We start from the raw sequence: 17,536 nt of genomic DNA, 5'->3' as shown, positions 1-17,536 counted from the left end.
GCCGCACCGCCGACCAGAGCGCCACCGGCAGCCAGCGCGGTTCCGGCCGCGGCTCCTGCGCCAAGTTGGGGACCGCCGGTGACGATGCCGTTGGCAATCCCGGGGCCGAAGATGGAAAGGCCGAGCAGCGCCAGCGCGGCCAGCGTGATTGCCATGACCTGCTCGGCATCGGGCTCTGGCCCCATGGAAACGGTGAACTGACTGAACAGGGTGGTGCCGATGCCGGTGATGATCGCAAGCACCAGCACCTTAATGCCGGTCGAGACGATATGGCCCAGCACGCGCTCGGCCATGAAGGCCGTGCGACCGAAAAAGGCGAAGGGCAGGAGAACAAAGCCGGCGAACGTCACCAGCTTGAACTCAATGAGGGTGATGAAGACCTGCACCGCGATGATGAAGAACGCGAGCACCACGATCAGCCAGGCGATCAGCAGCACGAGAATGATGGCGAGATTCGCGAACACCGACCAGATGCTGCTGAACGCTTCTGTGGCGTCGATCAGGGGCTGGGCGGCGTCGAGCCCGGTTGCGGCGATGGAACCGGGTTGCATGAACTCCGCGAGGCTGAGCGCATCACCACTCGCCTTGAGCCCCAGCCCCGCGAAGCTTTCGAACAGGATCGTCGCCAGCGTGGAGAAATTGCCGATGATGAACGCGAAGATACCGATATAGAGCGTCTTCTTGACGAGCCGCTGCAACACATCCTCGTCCGCGCCCCAGGCCCAGAACAAGCCGGCAAGGGTGACATCGATGGCTATCAGCGTGGTCGAGAGGAATGCGACCTCACCGCCCAGCAGACCGAAGCCGGAATCGATATAACCGGTAAAGACGCCCAGGAAGCTGTCGATGACGCCGGTATCGTTCATCGCCGTTCGCCCTCATCGCTGCCGAAGAAGCGTCGGCGCTTTTCCGCCCAGGCCTGTTCGCAAGCCGTATCGGGCATGATGAGCGTTGCGCAGCGTTCGAGTTCGCGCGCCAGCATCTCCTGCGGCTCGCTTTCTTCGACGACGGGCAGAACCGCTTCGCGCGGTAAGTCGTCCGGCTCGCTCAAGGCGACGATCGCCACGGCCAGCATGATCCCGGCGATTGCCGCGACGCCCGAGATTCTGGCCGTTCGACTCATCTCAGTCGCGCCCGAAGAAACGGCGGAAGCGCTCGCGCCCCTCAGCTTCCTCGGCCGCCTGTCGCGCGGAATCGAGCGCCTGCGCCCGGCCCTGTGCCGCGACCAGCGCGGTCAGATCGGCAAGCTGCTGCGATTGCAGCGCGAGAAGCTGATTGCCCGCCTGGCTGGCCTGCAGCGCGCCGGTCGCGGACTGGCTGACCGAGACCAGATCGTCCATCGTAGTGCGAGCGCCGTCGATATTGCCGACGACGCCCGCCTGCACCTTGAGCGAATCCTGAAAGGCGCCAACGCTGTCTTCCCAGCGCGCATTGGCATTGGCGATCATTTGGGCGTTGTTGCCGGTGAGTGCCGATCCCTTATAGCGATCGGTGAACGCCTGCTCGATCTGCTGCACATCATAGGCGATGCGTTGGGCTTCACCGAGCAGCCGCTGCGTCTCGCTGACCTGATCCTGCAAGGCCTGAAGCGAGCTGTACGGCAGCGAAGCTAGATTGCGCGCCTCGTTAACGAGGCTGGTCGCCTGGTTCTGGATTTGCCGGATCTGATTGTTGATCTGTTCGAGCGACCTGGCGGCGGTCAGTACATTCTGCGCGTAATTCGTGGGATCATAAACGATCCCGCCGAACTGCGCGTGAGCCGGGCTCATAGCGGCAAGACCGACGATGCTCGTGGCGGCAAGAACACCGGTCATAAGGGCATGGCGCATATGGGGCAGTTTCATGATTCAATCTCCAGATCTGGCGTGAGGGAAAGGTGGTTCCCGGAGGCGGAAGCCTCGGGCAACAGTTCGATGGCCCAGCCGCAGCCGCGATGGCGCAGCCATTCGGTGGCGAAAGCCGATGACCCATGCGTTTCCATGATCTCGGCGATGGTGAGCTGGTCGGTCTTGGAAGACGCTGCGGCGAAGGCTAGCGCCACTTCGCCCAGGCCCAGCTCGAACAACCGGTTGCCGCGCCTCGACTGGCAGTAATAATCGCGCTTCGGCGTCGCCCGGCTCAATATCTCGATCTGGCGGGCATTGAGTCCAAACCGCTCATAGATGGCTGCAACCTGCGGCTCAGCCGCGCGCTCATTGGGTAGGAAGATGCGTGTCGGGCAGCTCTCGATAATGGCCGGCGCGATACTCGACGTCTCGATATCGGCAAGGCTCTGCGTGGCGAAGACCACGCTCGCGTTCTTCTTGCGCAGCGTCTTCAGCCATTCGCGCAGCTGCGCGGCGAAGTCCGGGCTGTCGAGGACGAGCCAGCCCTCATCGATAATGATGAGTGTGGGCGAGCCGTCGAGCCTGCCCTCGATCCGGTGGAAGAGGTAGGAAAGCACGGCTGCGGCCGATCCGGCGCCGACCAGACCCTCGGTCTCGAACGCCTGCACGTCGGCTTCACCGAACCGTTCTGCCTCGGCATCGAGCAACCGGCCCCATGGCCCGCCGATGCAATAGGGCGCCAGTGCCTGCTTCAGATGCTGGCTCTGGAGCAGAACGGAAAGGCCGGTGATCGTGCGCTCACCAATTGGCGCAGACGCCAGCGAACCGAGCGCCGACCAGATATGCTCCTTGGCCTGTGGATCGACAGCAACGCCTTCGCTGCCAAGGATCGCCGAGAGCCATTCGGCGGCCCAGGCGCGCTCTGCCGGATCATCAATTCGCACAAGCGGCTGGAGCTGCACGCCGCCATCGTCGTCGTCGGACAGACCGCCGCCGAGATCCTGCCAGTCGCCGCCCATTCCGAGCGCGGCCGCACGGATGCTGCCGCCGAAGTCGAAGGCGAAGACCTGGGCGTTCTCGTAGCGCCGAAACTGCATTGCCATCAGCGTCAGCAGTACCGACTTTCCCGCACCGGTCGGGCCGACAATCAACGTGTGCCCGACATCGCCGACATGAAGAGAAAACCGGAACGGGGTCGAGCCTTCGGTCTTGCCGTAAAGCAAGGGGGGAGCATTGAAGTGCTCGTCCCGTTCCGGCCCCGCCCATACCGCTGACAGGGGGATCAGGTGGGCGAGATTGATGGTCGAAATCGGCGGTTGCCGGACATTGGCGTAGGTGTGGCCGGGAAGGCTTCCCAGCCAGGCCTCGATCGCGTTCATCCCTTCCGGGATCACGGTGAAGTCACGGCCCTGGATGACCTTCTCCACCAACCGCAGCTTTTCGGCGGCGAGGGCAGGATCGCGATCCCACACCGTTACCGTTGCGGTGACATAGGCCATGCCGGCATAGTCGGCGCCCAGCTCCTGCAGGGCGGTGTCGGCATCGGCGGCCTTGTTCGAGGCATCGCTGTCGAGCAGCGTGCTTGCCTCGTTTGTCATGATCTCCTTGAGGATCGCCGCGACGGATTTGCGCTTGGCGAACCATTGCCGCCGGATCTTCGTCAGCAACTTGGTCGCATCGCTCTTGTCGAGCATGATCGCGCGAGTGGACCAACGATATTCGAAAGCGAGGCGGTTCAATTCGTCGAGCAGGCCGGGAAAGGTCGCGCTCGGGAAGCCCGTGACCGTCAATGTGCGCAAATGATGCTCGCCCAGCTTCGGCTCCAGCCCGCCGGTCAGCGGCTCGTCGGCGAGCAGCGCATCGAGATGCATCGGCGTCTCGGGAACGCGCACACGCTGGCGGCGGGTCGAGATGGTGCTGTGCAGGTAGGTCAGCGTGTCGCTATCGTCGAGCCAACACACCTCGGGCATGAAGCCTTCGACCAGGTTCAGCACCCGATCGCTGCGATCGGTGAAGCTCCCCAGCAGTTCCCACGGATCGACGCCGGAGTTCGACCGGCCCTCGTAAAGCCAGCCTTCCGCGCGGGCCGCGTCCTCAGCCGGCGGCATCCACAGCAGCGTCAGGTAATAGCGGCTCTCGAAGTGCGATCCCTCTTCCCGGAATTGCTCGCGCCGCTCCATCTCGACCAGCGCCGAGACCGGATCAGGAAATGTAGATTCGGGATAATCAAGTGCGGGCCTGCGCTGCGCCTCGACGAAGATCGCCCAGCCCGAACCCAATCGTCGCAGCGCATTGTTGAGCCGCGCGGTTGTGGCGACCAGTTCTGCCGGCGTCGCCGAATCCAGATCTGGTCCCCGGAACTGCGCCGTGCGCTGAAAGCTGCCATCCTTGTTTAGAACGACGCCTGTCTTCACCAGTGCCGCCCAGGGCAGGAAGTCGGCGTGATGCGCGGCGCCACTCCTGTATTCGCGCAAGGACATCATGGCCGCATCCAGGTCGGGTAGCGCAGATGTCGCCGGGCAACGTCCACGAACTGCGGATCGCGCCGCGCAGCCCAGACCGATAGGGCATGGCCGATGGCCCAGATGGCTATCCCAACTATCCAGAGCCGCAAACCGAGTCCGATGGCGCCTGCCAGCGTGCCGTTGAGGATCGCAAGGCTGCGCGGCGCACCGCCAAGCAGGATCGGCTCGGTGAGTGCGCGATGCACCGGCGCCATATAGCCAGGGATCGGTTCGCCCGGTTCCATCAGACCAGCGCCCCGCCGCCGAAGCTGAAGAACGACAGGAAGAAGGAACTGGCGGCGAAGGCGATGCTGATCCCGAATACGATCTGGATCAGCCGCCGCGCGCCGCCCGAAGTGTCACCGAACGCCAGCGTCAAACCGGTAATGATGATGATCATCACCGCGATGATCTTCGCTACCGGTCCCTCGATGCTTTCGAGGATGCTTTGTAGCGGAGCTTCCCACGGCATCGACGATCCGCCGGCATAAGCAGGCGAAGACAGGGACAGCGCAATCACGCTGGCGGTGACGACAAGCATAGCGCGGCGGGCGCCATGCCTGATAGCATGGATCATGGCAGGTCTCCTGATGAGGGCTGGGAAAGCGCAGTGAGGCGGTAGTCGCCGGTGGAAGAATCAAGCCCGTCAACGCGGGCGAGTTCGGTCAAGCGGCGGCCGTGCCCGTCGCGGACCAGCACGGCGACGATGTCGATGGTCTCCGCGAGCAGCGCGCGCGGGACCGTGACGACGGCCTCCTGGATGAGCTGTTCCATCCGCCGCAGCGCACCGAGCGCGGTTCCGGCATGGATAGTGCCGATCCCGCCAGGATGTCCGGTGCCCCATGCCTTGAGCAAGTCGAGCGCTTCGGGGCCCCGCACTTCGCCGATGGGGATTCGGTCGGGCCTCAAGCGAAGGCTGGAGCGCACGAGGTCGGACAGCGAGACGACGCCATCCTTGGTGCGCATGGCGACGAGGTTGGGCGCGGCGCACTGCAGCTCGCGCGTATCCTCGATCAGCACGATGCGATCGGCGGTCTTCGCCACTTCCGCCAGCAGCGCATTGACCAGCGTTGTCTTGCCGCTGCCTGTACCACCAGCGACGAGGATGTTTGCGTGCGTTTCTACGCCCTCGCGCAGCACCGTAGCTTCGGCCGCCGACATAATGCCAGTGCGAGCATAATCGTCGAGCGTGAATACGGCGACAGCGGGCTTGCGGATAGCGAACGCGGGCGCGGCTACCACGGGGGGCAGCAGACCCTCGAACCGCTCGCCGCTCTCCGGCAGCTCCGCCGACACGCGCGGGCATCGGGCATGAACCTCGACGCCGACGTGATGCGCGACGAGGCGGACGATGCGTTCGCCATCGGCAGCGGACAGCGTCATGCCGGTGTCGGCGATGCCTTCGCCCAGTCGGTCGACCCAGAGCCTGCCGTCGGGGTTCAACATGACCTCGATCACCGTCGCATCGTCGAGCCAGGCTGCGATCGACAGTCCGAGCGCCGTGCGCAGCATGCGCGCGCCGCGTGAACTTGCCTCGGAACGGATCGGATGGACGGTCAAGGTCAGCCCCTGCTTGTCTGCCAGGCGAACCGCCGCCCGACGTCAGAGGCCCATCAAGAAAGCCGCAAAGCGATGGGACTCAACAGGAAAATGCGCGCGTCGCAGGCTAGCGAAGAAAGACAGAGAATGGCGTAGGAGCCCCTGACGCCTGGGGAGTGGCATGAGGGAACCATCGATGGTTTAATACTGCGACACTTTAGACGGAGAGGTCGTTGCGCTTGTCCACAATATTCCTTATATTGAGGACGAATGATCGAAGGACAATGCCATGCCCAAGGCCATGACTCTGAATGTGCGTGTGAGCGGCACGCTGGGCGAGTTCGTCGCCGACAATATCGGCGACGGCGGTGCCTATGAGAATGTCAGCGAATATGTCCGCGACCTCATCCGCCGCGACAAGGAGCGGGTCGAGGCCGAAGGGTTCGAGCGACTGAAAGCCGAACTGACCGCCGCTTTCGCGGCGCCGGAATCGGCCTATGAGGCCCTTGATGCCGAAACGGTGATCGCCCGCAACGCGCGGGGTTGATCGCGTGGCCGTCTTTCGCGTCCAGGATCGCGCGGGTCGCCGTCTCGACGAAATTTACGTCTATACCCGCGACACGTGGGGCGAGGAGCAGGCAGCTCGCTATATTCGAGGCCTGTTCGAGCGGTTCGAGGAAATCGCGGCTCGAAATATTCGATGGCGTCCGGTTCCGGCCGAGTTTGGAGTGGACGGATTCTACTGCCGCTACGAACATCACTATATCTATTGGCGGGTGCTGTCCGATGACACGGTCGGGATCGTCACCGTGCTTCACGAACGGATGCATCAGATTGACCGTTTTCGTGAGGATTTGCCGCAGTAGAGATCGGCTCACCCTACCTACGACAATTGCGGTGTCTCATGGTGACAGCTTTCGCCTGAATAGCCGTCGTTCAGTCCACCGCGCAACTTCCCTGAAAACGGCCTTTCGTTCAGCGAAGGGCTCCACCCTTGTATTGGTGGTTTCACTAGGAAAGGTTCCCGATCATCACAGAGCGGCGCTGACGAAGTCAGCTACCGCTATGATGCGAGACTGCCAGCCAGAACACCAAGGAAGTCTTCGATAATCGTTTCTGCTAAGGGCGATCGCGTCGGCCCCCGCCTGAAAACCACGCAAATTTCGGTCTGGGAGGCCGTCACACCGACCCTTCGCCGCTCATTTATAGACGTTATCGGTTTCGACGATCAGATGGTGGAGCGTATCTTCCATAAAGCGAAACATATTGTCGCCGCGTCCGACTTCGGAAGGCAACTCGGCGAGCGAGAATTTGCCTGCGCCGCAAGCGAACTCGAATAGGGCAGCGCTGACGGCGACGGATCGAACGACATTGTTGCCGAAGGCGGCCGAGCCGCGAAAGCCTACCTTGCCATTCTTCAAAAATTCGAGTGGCGGCCCTAAGAAGTCGTAGCGTTCCTCATGCGCAAAGATCAGGCGGGCGAATTGCCTGCTCAGCTTGCCTTGCAGACAGCTTGCAAAATTGGCGATGAGCGGGAGGCGGTCGGGTATGCGTTCGACGCGCAGCTGCGCTTGGATAATCAATTCGTCGTCGATGGAGAGGGGGTAGTTCTCCGTCTCGGAAGCGGCATCCCATTCTGCGGTGGTGTATTTTCGCTGCGGTATGGGGACGTCGCCGCAATATTCGAGGCCGGTGGCATTGGCGATGTCCGCGATGTAGCGTTGCATTTCAACGACCGACTGCGGATCGGAGATCGGCTCGATGTCGTCGAGGACGCGAAGCCCCATAAAGAAGCGGATCGGCGGATACACTTCTGGCCAGGTCAAGGGCTCGCGTGGACGCGAGAGGATTCTTGGGGGAAGAGGCGGATTCAGCGCGAAGAAAACCAAAAGATTGAGCGAAAGCCACAGGGTGCTGGACCTCGTGCGGGGTCTGTCGGATGCGAGGTGGAACAGCTTAAAGGGTATTGAGTAGCTGCTGCCGACAAACTCCTCGATCCTCGCCTGAACGATGCGCTTCAACTCATCGGGCGCGACCACGCCGATCATATTGCCCTGGAGCCACTGCAGCTCGTTGAGCGACGCTGCGCATTCCATGAGCCCGACGGATGTAACGTGGACCCGCTCTCCGTCGATCTCCGTCACCACCTCGGCGATCGTTCTATCGGTGGTGAAGTACCAGTCGCGCGCACCGACATGGCTGTCGGCGTTATAGTCCGGCGACAGGAAGCCGTGCGTGTCGCAGGCGTTCAAGATGACGTCTGCCATGACGTTGGAGCAGGCATCAACGGGCGGATGGCCCAGTCGATCGGTCGCACGCGAGTCCTCGAAACTGGCGTGCAGCCATTGATGATCGAACCAGATTTGCTTCACGAGGCTGACTGCGGGCGCGTCGAAGGTGATGTCCTTTGGATATTGGGTTCGCGGGTCCAGCTCGATGAACGGTCGGCCAGTCTTCAGTCGATCCTCAAGCAGGGCTTTGCGCTGGGTGCGAGGCAGCTCGCGCAGAAAGCGCATGAGGACGTAGCGCTGCGACGATCGCAGGGCGTCCATGAACGCGCCGTATGTCGTTCCGACATGTTGGAACCAATGAACGTTCTCATGGATATGCGCGAGGTTGAAATCGAGCGTGGCAGTCGAGTCGCTTGGATCCAATTCCTTCAACCGGTGCGCGTTTCGCGTAATAAGGAAATACGGATTGTAGTGCGATCCCGAGAAAAAAGATCGATGCACCGGGCGTTGTAGAACGGGAGCCGCCGGGATCATTGCGGCGTGGACTCGTCCTCCTCTGTGGCCTCTATTTCCCGCCGCTTGCCGATGGCGGCCACCGCAGCCTTCAGACCATCATAAGCGGCTGAGGTGGCGAGCCCCAGCACGACCGACACGATGCACTCGACAAGTTCGATCTGATGCTGTCGCCCGCGCGACAATACCGAGCCGACGACCGGCTCGGGCGTCCCCCGCACCGTTTCCACGCCGGAAAGTGCGGCGATGTCCGTCAAGGCTGCCTCGACTTCGGCTTTGCCACCCCTGAGCCTGAACACAGCTTCCATCGACTCGCCCCCAGCCATACGCTCATTGTGAGGAGCACCCATAGACGAACCTTCCCGGCCTTGTCGCAGTTTTCGCGGGAATAAGCACGAAATTTCTAGAGAGGCACCGGCGTCATCGGCGCAAGCCCAGCCCGTTGCCGCCGACATAGCCGTCATTTTTCCGCACCGGAACAGCTCGCCAATAAAAGGTGCCCTACGTTCAGTCGCTTGCCAGTAACGGCAACTGGGCCGTCTTCTACCTGTCCGGTTTCCGAATGAGAAATGGGAAGGCCGACACTCAGAGGAGGCAATTGCTGGAGCCGCAGTCGACCCAAGAGCAGGTGCATTCGCCACTGCCGCCAGCTTCTCAATGCCGCCATTTGCCTCAATGTCTAAGTGCGATTCTCAAACTGGCGGCGCACCTCGCCGCGTCCCAGCTTCTTCGCGAAGCGCCGGTAGTCAGAATGCTCTCTCTGCCAGCGACCCGCAACGATGGCCACGTGCACCTTGGCCTTCCTGGCGATGAGCTCCAATTCCTCGGTGCTCATTTCTGGCGTGACGTATTTCTTCCAAATATCGCGCGGTATTAGCGCGTCCTGCGCGAAGAGGTCGGCCTCCTCCTCGATCTCCTCCGAGCTCCTCAGATCGAGATCGTCGAGTATGAGAGGCGTATCCTCCGCCAAGTGTTCCGACACATGGCAGAATTCGTGGAGAAGGGTGAACCAGAAGTTGTCGAGGCGATCGTGCCGCAGCGTCATGGCTATGATGTCAACCCCGTCGTTGCGGCGCATTGCGGCCCCATCAAGATAGGTACCGGGGAGATGTTCAAGCGTGACGAGGGCGATGCCCCACTCGCGTAGAAGCTCGCGTGCTTTCTTCGGACCGTCTGGAAGCGTGCTGAGCTGTGCCAGCCTTCGACCTGCTGCGGCTCCCCGCATCTTCTTCTTCGGCTTGGACACCTTTGCTCGCCCCGCAAGATGACGCACGGTCGCCAGCCAAGCAGTAAGCGCAGCCTGGTCGGTCTTCGCGTTTGTGCGTTCGGTGCGTGACTTGCGCAGGAAGGCCGGCGCATGACCGGGCCCGATCATGCGAACCATGAAAGCCTCGAATTCTTCTTTCGCCTTCATCACCCCGAGATCGCGAAGTTTTCGAATCGCATGTACCGAGGGTGCTTCGATCACAGTCTCATGTTGCGGGACATCCTCCTTGATGAGGGCGTCGGCCGGAATACCAAGATGACGGTTGAGGGCTCGTATCATGTCAAGCGACAGGGATCTTGTGCCAGATAAAACTTCGGAAACACGGGAACGCGATCCAATAAAAGGTTCGAGGTCGCGCGGCGCCAACGATGCTTGCTTCATACGGAAACGTATTGCGGCCAATGGGGTCGGAGCCTCGATTTCGTAATTCTTGCGCTCATAATCCTCAAGCACAAGAGACAGTAGTTCGATTTCCTCGCCGGGCCCGCCGGACGCGATCAGCTTGGCAAGCCGTGCACTCATCTTCTCATACTGCGCTTCGGTGCGCACGGTCGTCACGGGACTCACTTGCGCCGCCCTGACTTTGCAGCGGTCGCAGCCGCCGTTTGGTATTCCGCCCTCAATCCAGCGTATTCCACCACGGTAACGCTCCTCTCGTAATCTACAATGATCACCGCACAATGGCGCTCGTCAAGATCGACGAGGGCGCGGCGCCCCTCAATGCGCGCCTCGGGAAAGGCCCGCTTAAGGCTCTTCGAAGAGTTCCAGGACGCCGTTTCAACCTCGGCGGCGAATGCGCGCAAGTCATCCTGCAGATTTTCATCCGCATCCTCGGCCATACGCAAAAGTAGAGGTCGTCCAATCAATCTCATTCCTCGATCGCATAGCTGGACATTTTTCGCAAGCATAATTGTTCCCGTTTCGGGAACGTTGAGGGTTGCGAATCGCTGCGGATCATGGGATCACAAAAGCGTTCCCGATCTGGGACCAGAAAGGAGCTTGAGGACATGAATGCCAAGAAGAATACCGAGGGGGCCGCGCTTCAGGTCGCCGGCACCGACCTCGAGTTCCGCAATGGGGCGATCGGTGATGCCACACCAAACGGCCGCCAGATCGCGCACGCTGCGGGAGCCAATAAGCTCTTCTCTCGTCCGAACGCGCTTGCCACCGAAGCCGACATCCTGCTCGCCGATGTGCTAGCAGGGGTTCAGCTCCCGCCATCGCAATATGAGGTGGCCGAGCAACGTTATCATACACTCGGAGACTGGGTGGAACGCGATGGCAGCCTGCTCAAAGGGCGTGTTCGCCGCGTTTACGGTCAAGGTGGCGCGGCGCAGGGATCGTCGGTTGCTTCGCGTGCGACCAATGACGAGTTTGATATCGATGCCATGCTGGAGCTTGATCCGGAAATGGATCGCGGCCCCGCGTTCGTCCTGGACCTGCTCTATCATACCATCCGTGGGGAGCCGGGCTCGCGCTACTACAAGGCAACGACTCGCTGCACGCGCTGCGTGCAGGTTCAATATGCCGACAAGATGCATGTCGACCTGACCCCGGCAGTCCTACAGCCCGGAACCCTGGCACGACAGAGCACTATCTTCCATCACCGCGCCGAGGAGCCCCATAATCCGGGCAAGCGCGTCACTGCCAATCCGTTCGGCTTCACTGACTGGTTCAAGGAGCAGACGCCTCCTGAACCGATGTTCGTAATTGCAGTCGATAGCGCGCGGGTGCTGGCCAAACGGGCTGAAGTCGAACCTTTGCCGGCGCAAGTCGGACCGCATGGCATGTCGCGTGCCCTCGCCAGCCTCCAGCTTATCAAACGGTTCCGCAATCTGCGCTATGATCTGCGTGATGGTCGCTGCCCGCCGAGCGTGCTGCTGGCCAAGCTAGTGGCAGGCTTTCGCGCCTCCAGCCCTACCTTTGCCGCAGCATTGCTGGAGCATGCAGTCGCGCTGCGCGACCGTTTCGCATATCACGTTAGCAACAGCACCCACATCCATGAGACCAACCCACGCTGCGAGGCAGATGTGTTGACAGACCGCTGGCCGGGCAGCGGTTATGACCAATCGCTCTGGCTTGGCGATCTCAACCATCTGGTCCGCCAGCTCTATCGCTACGTCCATGACGAAGTGACGCTTCGGGAGCGCCAGGAAATCCTCGCCGAGCTGTTCGGTGAACATGCTGCCGGGGAAGCGGTCCGTGCTTTCGCCGATCGGATGGGCCGGGCCAAGGAACTGGGCGAAAGCCGGTACCAGAAACACACTGGCAAACTTATCTTGCCGACAATGGCCGCAGCGACCAGCTCGCAGGGCCGCCCGACGCCGCAAACATCTTTCTATGGAGGCACTCGATGGCGCGAGTGATCAACGCCGCCCCGCCGCTCCCCTTGTGGCAACAGGATCGCCTGCTAAGGCGTGACTGGCCCTTCCGCACCGTCCTGCTGGGGAAGGATCTCGCGCTGTGGCGTGGCCGGGTGTATGGTTTGTCGCAAGGCTATGAGGTGTCGATCCTCTATGTGCGCCGGCACTTCCAGAACGGCTTCGAATATGCCCATGCCTGGTTTCCGGAAGTACGCATTCTCTCACCCCGCGTCGAACGGCGCGCCGAAGATCCCGACACGCCGATCCCGCATGTCTATGACGAACTGGACGACCCCAACCTCTGCCTATTTGATCCCGCCTGCGGCGGATGGGACACCTCGCAGGCGATCGGCGCGACGACCGTGCCTTGGATTGCCGAATGGCTGCGCTTCTACGAGGCGTGGCATGCGACCGGCATTTGGCATGGCGGCGGCCGCAACCATGGCGCCTCGCAGCCTCCGAAAACCTTTGGCAACGGACGGTCAGGATGGCAGCAGCTGCTGCATCGGACCAGCACAGTCACGGGAATGGACACAAGTCGTCTGACCGTCGCCACTATCGAGCAGCGTCAGTCCGGGAGGGTCGATCGGCGCATGCTGGCCGATCGGCTTCGCGACATCGATTTCTCGCGGTTGCGCAATCCGATCAACGATCCCGTTGCTGAACTGCTGCGGAGGGCCGCATGACCCGCATCATCAAGGGGAAGGGGCGCGCGGCAGTCCGGGTGTCCGAGAAAAACCGCTTGATCCTGTGGACCCGAGCCGGCGGCAATTGCCAATATTCCGGCTGTAACAAGCCACTGATCGGCGACATCATCTCTGGCGCCGAGAAGCTCAACACCGCCTATATCGCGCACATCGTCGCAGCTGCGCCCGACGGTCCGCGTGGCGATCCGGTCCGTTCGCATACGCTGGCCGACGACATCAACAACCTGATGTTGCTTTGTGACGTGCACCACCGCCTGATTGATCGCGAGGAGGTTGCGGGTCACCCTGAAGCACGGCTTCTTGAGATGAAAACAGCACATGAGGCTCGGATCGCGCTGGTGACTGCGATTGATGCTGACCGCGCCACGCATCTACTCCATTATGCCGCGCGCATCGGGGAACATGATTGTCCGGTCTCTGCTACGCACAGCCGGACAGCGGTGCTACCGACGCGCTATCCACTTGGGCATCCACTGGCGCTTGAGCTTAAAGACTCCAGCTTCAGTGAGAATGACGCCGCTTATTGGCAGTTTCAACATGACCATCTCGCCCGGCAGTTCGAATTGCGGGTGGGTGAACGTCTCCGCCAAGGCGAAATCCGACATTTGAGCGTGTTTGCGATCGCGCCACAGCCCCTACTGATCCAACTTGGCAGCCTGCTCAGCGATATCGCCGATGTCGATGTGCGTCAGATTTCGCGCGAACCCAAAGGCTGGGTATGGCGCGAAAATTGGCCGCCGATCACCTTTCTCGATCGCCGAGCCGAACCACGAACGGCGCCAAAGGTGGCGTTAAACCTCGGCATCAGCGCCACGATTGATGACGAACGGATCAGCAGCGTGCTTGGAGACGACATACCAATCTGGGCGATCGAAGCAGAGAGCCCCGGCAATGACATTTTGGGCCGCCCAGAATGCCTTGCGGCGTTCCGTACGCTGCTCCGGCAGACTTTCGCATCAATTCGTCTCGCACATGGCGATGATGCCGAGATTCACGTCTTTCCAGCGCTGCCCGTCGCAATGGCGATCGAAGTCGGTAGGGTGTGGATGCCAAAGGCAGATTTGCCGCTAATCCTGTGGGATGAACGGCGCGACCAGGGTGGCTTTCAACAACGGCTGGTGATCGGTCGATGAAGGTAATGAGAAAGCTCTATCGGATCCTAAGCCGTCAAACGCACGAAGGCGGTTGTCCATCGATTTCGGTTCCAAGACATCTTGCCCCAAAGAAGTGGCTGTTGATGCCCTTGGGCTCAGGGGGCAATGATGCCGCGTAATCTGATTCTACTGCTCGATGGCACCAGCAACGAGGTCAAGGATAACCTGACCAACGTCGTAAAGCTATATCGCTGCGCAGAACGCAGCGATAGTCAGCGCGTCTTCTATCACCCCGGCATCGGCACCGTGCCGCTTACCACCGACTGGAGTCCTGCCGCGCAAAGCGCGATCGCGGCCTTCGGGCTCGCAACCGGCTGGGGTCTCGACGCCAATATTCTCGCCGCCTATTGCTATTTGATCGACAACTATCAGCCAGGCGACCGGATCTTCTTGTTCGGCTTCAGCCGCGGCGCGTACACTGCCCGCGCAGTCGCGGGCCTAATCCATCTGGTCGGTCTGCTCGAAACTGATCAGCGCAACGTCGCCCAATATGCGCTCAAGGCCTATAAACGCGCCGACCGCGAAGACCGGCTCGACATCGCCTGGCAGTTTCGCCGTGTGATTGGCGGACGCCGGGTGCCGATCCATTTTTTGGGTGTGTGGGACACGGTCGCCTCGGTGTTGGTCCGTCCGGGGTTGCTGCGGTTTCCCAGCCAGTCTTTCCTGCCGTACACTAAGTCCAATCCGAGCGTACGCGTATTCCGGCAAGCCGCTGCGATCGACGAGCGTCGTCGGATGTTCCGGCTCTATAACTGGACCCCGCGCCAGAACTTCAAACCCGATCCGTTCGCCAATGCCGAAGGTTTGCAGGACCAGCAGACCGTCTGGTTCGCTGGGGACCATTCCGATGTTGGTGGTGGCTGGGCTGAGGCCGTAAGGTATCCGTCCGGTGAAGGCCGCAGCGTGATGCCGACCGGAGTGTAGGTCGGGTTACGCGGCGATCGCGTTCGGACGGGGCGCCCAGTTCCAGGGCAGGAGTTCGTCGAGCCGGGTGGCAGGATGATCGGCGATGCGTGCGAGGACATCAGCAAGCCATGCCTGCGGATCGACGTCGCCCAGCTTCGCGGTCTGGATCAGGGTGTAGATGATGGCGGCGCGTTGCCCGCCACGATCGGATCCGCAGAACAGCCATGCCTTGCGGCCAAGCGGGATGCAGCGCAGCGCGCGCTCGGCGGCGTTGTTGGTGAGGCAGATGCGGCCATCGTCGAGGAAGCGGGTGAACGCATCCCAGCGCTTCAGCATGTAGAAGCAGGCCTTGGTGAGGTCATGACCGCGCGATAGCTTGGCGACCTGCGCGGTAAGCCAGGTGTGGAGCTCGGCCATCAGCGGCGCGCTGAGTTCCTGACGGACTGCGAGCCGCTCGGCAGGACTCTTGCCGTTGATGCCGCGCTCGATGTCGAACAGGGCGTCGAGACGCTGCACGGCTTCGAGCGCGATCGGATAGATGCTGCCGCGCTGGCCGCGGCTCTTCTTGCGGGCTGAGCTCAGGACATCGGCGAGCTCGAAGAACTTGCGCCTCGCATGAGCAAAGCAGCCCGCTTCCAGCACGGGACCGGGGGCGCGGTCCCCGCGATAGAGATCGTTGTAGCCACTATAGGCATCGGCCTGCAGGATGCCGGACCATGCCGCGAGATGGGCTTGCGGGTGCTCGCCGCGCCGATCGCGCGAATAGTGGAACAGGGCAGCTGGAGGATCGGTGCCTGCAAAGGGACGATCATCGCGTACGTAAACCCATAATCGCGCCGTATCGGTCTTGCCCTTCGCCATGACCGGCACGGTGGTATCGTCACCGTGGATCCGGTTTGCAGCCAGAACATGCGTCTCGATGAGCTTGTAGATCGGAATCAGCGCATGGGCAGCTGCCCCGACCTGATCGGCAAGAGTCGAGAGGCTGAGCGGCACGCCTTCGCGGGCAAACCGCTCGGCCTGGCGGTTGAGGGGCTGGTGCTGTCCATACTTCTCGAACAGGAGCATCGCGAGGAAGCTGGGTCCGGCCCATCCGCGGGGCACCACATGGAAGGGCGCGGGGGCCTGCGCGATCTTCTCGCAGTCGCGGCACGAGAACTTCTCGCGCACCGTCTGGATCACCTTCCACGAGCGCGGGATCACCTCGAGTGTCTCGGTGACGTCCTCGCCGAGCTTCGAGAGCCGATCCCCACCGCATGCCGGGCAGGAACAGGGCGCAGGCACCACGACGCGCTCGCGCGGCAGATGCTCGGGGAACGGCTTCCTTGCCGGGCGCTTGCGCTCGAAGGCGGTGACCGTGGCGGTCTTGGCCGCCGCTCCCTCGGCGATCAGGTCGTCTTCGGCGGCATCAGCCTCGAGCTCTTCGAGCTGCAGCTCCATCTGGTCGAGCAGACGGCGGCTGCGTTCGGCGCTGGGGCCATACTGCTCGCGCTTGAGCTTGGCGATCTGCAGCTTGAGGTGAGCGATCAGCGCCTCGATGGCGCTCTGGTGGGCCATGGCGTTGGCAAGCTTGGCCTCTGCCTCATCGGCCTTGCGGGCCATCGCCGCCACCAGCGCCTTGAGCGCTTCAACGTCGTCCGGAAGGGGCGAAATGGCGGCTTCCATAGACCGGAGTGAATCATCATCCACCCTCTGCTGCAAGGGCAAAACACCGCCTCGCGCCGATTATCCGGCGCTCTGTGGCCGCCATGTATACTGCGGGTTGCGCCAGTCGATCCCCTCCAGCAGGCAGGCCAGCTGCGAGGGGGTCAGCGACACCGTTCCCTCAGTCGCTGAGGGCCATACGAACCGGCCCTTCTCTAGCCGCTTGGCGTAGAGCGACATGCCGATCCCGTCGTGCCAGATGATCTTGATCAGCGAGCCTGCGCGGCCACGGAACACGAACAGATCGCCGCCGTGCGGATTACGCTTGAGACCCTGCTGCACCAGCAGCGCCAGGCCCTGCATGCCCTTGCGCATATCCGTGTGGCCGAGCGCGATCCACACCCGCGCGCCCGAAGGGATCATCGCAGCCCCTTCAGCGCCGCAGCGACCAGGGCCGGCGGTGCCGCCGCGAAAATGCTCAGCCGCTTGCCGCGCGGCAGGTCGATGATCATCGCGGGGTGCTCGGCAGCGCCGGCCGCCATCACATCTTCGTCGATCACCGCTTCGGCGAACACCGGCGTCGGAAGTGCCTCGGGCAGCTCTGCTTCCCGCTCCACGCCTGCATCGAGCAACTTGCGCCGCCAGGTGTAGATCAGCGCCGAAGAAATATCGTGCCGTCGGCACACCTGGGCAACGCACGCGCCCGGCGCGAAAGCCTCGGACAGGATCTGCAGCCGCTCCTCATCGCTCCACCGCCGCCGCCGCTCCGGCCCCGAAAACACCGTCACCTGACCCATCGACCACTCCTAAGCGCGCTCACAAGAGCACGCTTAAGAGCGCTCGATACCTATCCACGCAAGGCGGCCCTCGCCGGAGGGGTAC

The 17,536-nt window shown here is 62.1% G+C and carries 20 protein-coding genes; 6 read left to right on the top strand and 14 right to left on the bottom strand.

From position 1 onward, the window contains the following. From trbL to trbB, 7 genes are all read right to left on the bottom strand, one after another. The coding region (gene trbL / locus D2V17_RS09125) for a P-type conjugative transfer protein TrbL (protein WP_119592699.1) at positions 1 to 866 on the bottom strand (866 nt) is incomplete at its 3' end. Beyond that, complete coding sequence (trbK-alt, locus tag D2V17_RS09120) at positions 863 to 1,123, bottom strand: putative entry exclusion protein TrbK-alt (RefSeq protein ID WP_119592698.1); 261 nt, start codon at positions 1,121 to 1,123, stop codon at positions 863 to 865. The genes trbK-alt and trbL, both read right to left, overlap by 4 nt. 1 nt (position 1,124) lies before the next feature. Further along, the gene (gene trbJ, locus D2V17_RS09115; RefSeq protein ID WP_119592697.1) at positions 1,125 to 1,844 is read right to left on the bottom strand and encodes a P-type conjugative transfer protein TrbJ; all 720 of its coding nucleotides are present in this window, start codon (positions 1,842 to 1,844) and stop codon (positions 1,125 to 1,127) included. Next, positions 1,841 to 4,309, bottom strand: coding sequence for a conjugal transfer protein TrbE (gene trbE / locus D2V17_RS09110; RefSeq protein ID WP_119592696.1), 2,469 nt, complete (start codon positions 4,307 to 4,309; stop codon positions 1,841 to 1,843). The genes trbJ and trbE overlap by 4 nt, the downstream gene beginning before the upstream one ends. Next, on the bottom strand, positions 4,306 to 4,575 hold the full coding sequence (locus D2V17_RS09105) for a VirB3 family type IV secretion system protein (protein WP_119592695.1): 270 nt from the start codon (positions 4,573 to 4,575) through the stop codon (positions 4,306 to 4,308). Before D2V17_RS09105 ends, trbE begins: the two co-directional genes overlap by 4 nt. Next, positions 4,575 to 4,907, bottom strand: a complete 333-nt coding sequence (locus D2V17_RS09100) for a TrbC/VirB2 family type IV secretion system protein (protein WP_119592694.1) — start codon at positions 4,905 to 4,907, stop codon at positions 4,575 to 4,577. The genes D2V17_RS09105 and D2V17_RS09100 overlap by 1 nt, the downstream gene beginning before the upstream one ends. Further along, the gene (gene trbB / locus D2V17_RS09095; protein ID WP_119592693.1) at positions 4,904 to 5,890 is read right to left on the bottom strand and encodes a P-type conjugative transfer ATPase TrbB; all 987 of its coding nucleotides are present in this window, start codon (positions 5,888 to 5,890) and stop codon (positions 4,904 to 4,906) included. The genes D2V17_RS09100 and trbB overlap by 4 nt, the downstream gene beginning before the upstream one ends. A gap of 268 nt (positions 5,891 to 6,158) precedes the next feature. Between trbB and D2V17_RS09090 the strand changes: the two genes are divergently transcribed. Then, a complete protein-coding gene (locus tag D2V17_RS09090) occupies positions 6,159 to 6,416 on the top strand; it encodes a ribbon-helix-helix domain-containing protein (protein ID WP_191229137.1) in 258 nt (85 codons plus the stop codon). Between the two features lie 4 nt (positions 6,417 to 6,420). Further along, a complete protein-coding gene (locus D2V17_RS09085) occupies positions 6,421 to 6,735 on the top strand; it encodes a type II toxin-antitoxin system RelE/ParE family toxin (protein ID WP_119592692.1) in 315 nt (104 codons plus the stop codon). A 333-nt stretch (positions 6,736 to 7,068) separates the two neighbouring features. On the opposite strand, the gene D2V17_RS09080 is transcribed toward D2V17_RS09085, so the two are convergent. The 4 genes from D2V17_RS09080 to D2V17_RS09065 all read right to left on the bottom strand — a co-directional run bounded on the left by D2V17_RS09080 (position 7,069) and on the right by D2V17_RS09065 (position 10,719). Beyond that, entirely contained in the window at positions 7,069 to 8,634 is a 1,566-nt protein-coding gene (locus D2V17_RS09080; RefSeq protein WP_147367311.1) for a hypothetical protein, read from the bottom strand. Beyond that, a complete protein-coding gene (locus tag D2V17_RS09075; RefSeq protein WP_147367309.1) occupies positions 8,631 to 8,921 on the bottom strand; it encodes a hypothetical protein in 291 nt (96 codons plus the stop codon). Before D2V17_RS09075 ends, D2V17_RS09080 begins: the two co-directional genes overlap by 4 nt. Positions 8,922 to 9,292: 371 nt before the next feature. After that, complete coding sequence (locus tag D2V17_RS09070) at positions 9,293 to 10,438, bottom strand: ImmA/IrrE family metallo-endopeptidase (RefSeq protein WP_147367307.1); 1,146 nt, start codon at positions 10,436 to 10,438, stop codon at positions 9,293 to 9,295. A 5-nt stretch (positions 10,439 to 10,443) separates the two neighbouring features. Continuing rightward, a complete protein-coding gene (locus tag D2V17_RS09065; RefSeq protein ID WP_220474093.1) occupies positions 10,444 to 10,719 on the bottom strand; it encodes a type II toxin-antitoxin system HigB family toxin in 276 nt (91 codons plus the stop codon). Between the two features lie 168 nt (positions 10,720 to 10,887). On the opposite strand from D2V17_RS09065, the gene D2V17_RS09060 reads away from it, so the two are divergent. The 4 genes from D2V17_RS09060 (at position 10,888) to D2V17_RS09045 (ending at position 15,028) form a co-directional block, all read left to right on the top strand. Next, positions 10,888 to 12,246 carry a nucleotidyltransferase domain-containing protein gene (locus D2V17_RS09060; RefSeq protein WP_119592687.1) on the top strand — a complete coding sequence of 453 codons (1,359 nt, stop codon included), beginning with the start codon at positions 10,888 to 10,890 and terminating at the stop codon, positions 12,244 to 12,246. Continuing rightward, the gene (locus D2V17_RS09055; protein ID WP_119592686.1) at positions 12,234 to 12,929 is read left to right on the top strand and encodes a type II CBASS E2 protein; all 696 of its coding nucleotides are present in this window, start codon (positions 12,234 to 12,236) and stop codon (positions 12,927 to 12,929) included. Before D2V17_RS09060 ends, D2V17_RS09055 begins: the two co-directional genes overlap by 13 nt. After that, a complete protein-coding gene (locus tag D2V17_RS09050) occupies positions 12,926 to 14,083 on the top strand; it encodes an SAVED domain-containing protein (protein ID WP_119592685.1) in 1,158 nt (385 codons plus the stop codon). The genes D2V17_RS09055 and D2V17_RS09050 overlap by 4 nt, the downstream gene beginning before the upstream one ends. A gap of 129 nt (positions 14,084 to 14,212) precedes the next feature. Next, the gene (locus D2V17_RS09045; RefSeq protein WP_220474092.1) at positions 14,213 to 15,028 is read left to right on the top strand and encodes a DUF2235 domain-containing protein; all 816 of its coding nucleotides are present in this window, start codon (positions 14,213 to 14,215) and stop codon (positions 15,026 to 15,028) included. A 6-nt stretch (positions 15,029 to 15,034) separates the two neighbouring features. Here the strand turns inward: D2V17_RS09045 and tnpC are convergent, their stop codons facing one another. The 3 genes from tnpC to tnpA are packed head-to-tail and all read right to left on the bottom strand — an operon-like array spanning position 15,035 to position 17,451. Next, positions 15,035 to 16,675 (bottom strand): IS66 family transposase, encoded by a 1,641-nt coding sequence (tnpC, locus tag D2V17_RS09040; protein WP_119592683.1) that lies wholly within the window; start codon positions 16,673 to 16,675, stop codon positions 15,035 to 15,037. Between the two features lie 60 nt (positions 16,676 to 16,735). Then, a complete protein-coding gene (gene tnpB / locus D2V17_RS09035) occupies positions 16,736 to 17,077 on the bottom strand; it encodes an IS66 family insertion sequence element accessory protein TnpB (RefSeq protein WP_119592682.1) in 342 nt (113 codons plus the stop codon). Next, entirely contained in the window at positions 17,074 to 17,451 is a 378-nt protein-coding gene (tnpA, locus tag D2V17_RS09030) for an IS66-like element accessory protein TnpA (protein ID WP_066843951.1), read from the bottom strand. The genes tnpB and tnpA overlap by 4 nt, the downstream gene beginning before the upstream one ends. Positions 17,452 to 17,536: the final 85 nt, after the last annotated feature.

The sequence above is a fragment of the Aurantiacibacter xanthus genome, from assembly GCF_003584015.1.
Lineage (GTDB): Bacteria > Pseudomonadota > Alphaproteobacteria > Sphingomonadales > Sphingomonadaceae > Alteraurantiacibacter > Alteraurantiacibacter xanthus.
This window is presented reverse-complemented; position numbering and strand designations above follow the sequence as displayed.

What these genes read in the sequence shown, in the direction of transcription:
- trbK-alt (WP_119592698.1), bottom strand. Translation starts at nt 1,123, where the DNA reads ATGAGTCGAACGGCCAGAATCTCGGGCGTCGCGGCAATCGCCGGGATC.
- trbJ (WP_119592697.1), bottom strand. Translation starts at nt 1,844, where the DNA reads ATGAAACTGCCCCATATGCGCCATGCCCTTATGACCGGTGTTCTTGCC.
- trbE (WP_119592696.1), bottom strand. Translation starts at nt 4,309, where the DNA reads ATGATGTCCTTGCGCGAATACAGGAGTGGCGCCGCGCATCACGCCGAC.
- D2V17_RS09105 (WP_119592695.1), bottom strand. Translation starts at nt 4,575, where the DNA reads ATGGAACCGGGCGAACCGATCCCTGGCTATATGGCGCCGGTGCATCGC.
- D2V17_RS09100 (WP_119592694.1), bottom strand. Translation starts at nt 4,907, where the DNA reads ATGATCCATGCTATCAGGCATGGCGCCCGCCGCGCTATGCTTGTCGTC.
- D2V17_RS09090 (WP_191229137.1), top strand. Translation starts at nt 6,159, where the DNA reads ATGCCCAAGGCCATGACTCTGAATGTGCGTGTGAGCGGCACGCTGGGC.
- D2V17_RS09080 (WP_147367311.1), bottom strand. Translation starts at nt 8,634, where the DNA reads ATGATCCCGGCGGCTCCCGTTCTACAACGCCCGGTGCATCGATCTTTT.
- D2V17_RS09075 (WP_147367309.1), bottom strand. Translation starts at nt 8,921, where the DNA reads ATGGAAGCTGTGTTCAGGCTCAGGGGTGGCAAAGCCGAAGTCGAGGCA.
- D2V17_RS09065 (WP_220474093.1), bottom strand. Translation starts at nt 10,719, where the DNA reads ATGGCCGAGGATGCGGATGAAAATCTGCAGGATGACTTGCGCGCATTC.
- D2V17_RS09060 (WP_119592687.1), top strand. Translation starts at nt 10,888, where the DNA reads ATGAATGCCAAGAAGAATACCGAGGGGGCCGCGCTTCAGGTCGCCGGC.
- D2V17_RS09055 (WP_119592686.1), top strand. Translation starts at nt 12,234, where the DNA reads ATGGCGCGAGTGATCAACGCCGCCCCGCCGCTCCCCTTGTGGCAACAG.
- D2V17_RS09050 (WP_119592685.1), top strand. Translation starts at nt 12,926, where the DNA reads ATGACCCGCATCATCAAGGGGAAGGGGCGCGCGGCAGTCCGGGTGTCC.
- D2V17_RS09045 (WP_220474092.1), top strand. Translation starts at nt 14,213, where the DNA reads ATGCCGCGTAATCTGATTCTACTGCTCGATGGCACCAGCAACGAGGTC.
- tnpC (WP_119592683.1), bottom strand. Translation starts at nt 16,675, where the DNA reads ATGGAAGCCGCCATTTCGCCCCTTCCGGACGACGTTGAAGCGCTCAAG.
- tnpB (WP_119592682.1), bottom strand. Translation starts at nt 17,077, where the DNA reads ATGATCCCTTCGGGCGCGCGGGTGTGGATCGCGCTCGGCCACACGGAT.
- tnpA (WP_066843951.1), bottom strand. Translation starts at nt 17,451, where the DNA reads ATGGGTCAGGTGACGGTGTTTTCGGGGCCGGAGCGGCGGCGGCGGTGG.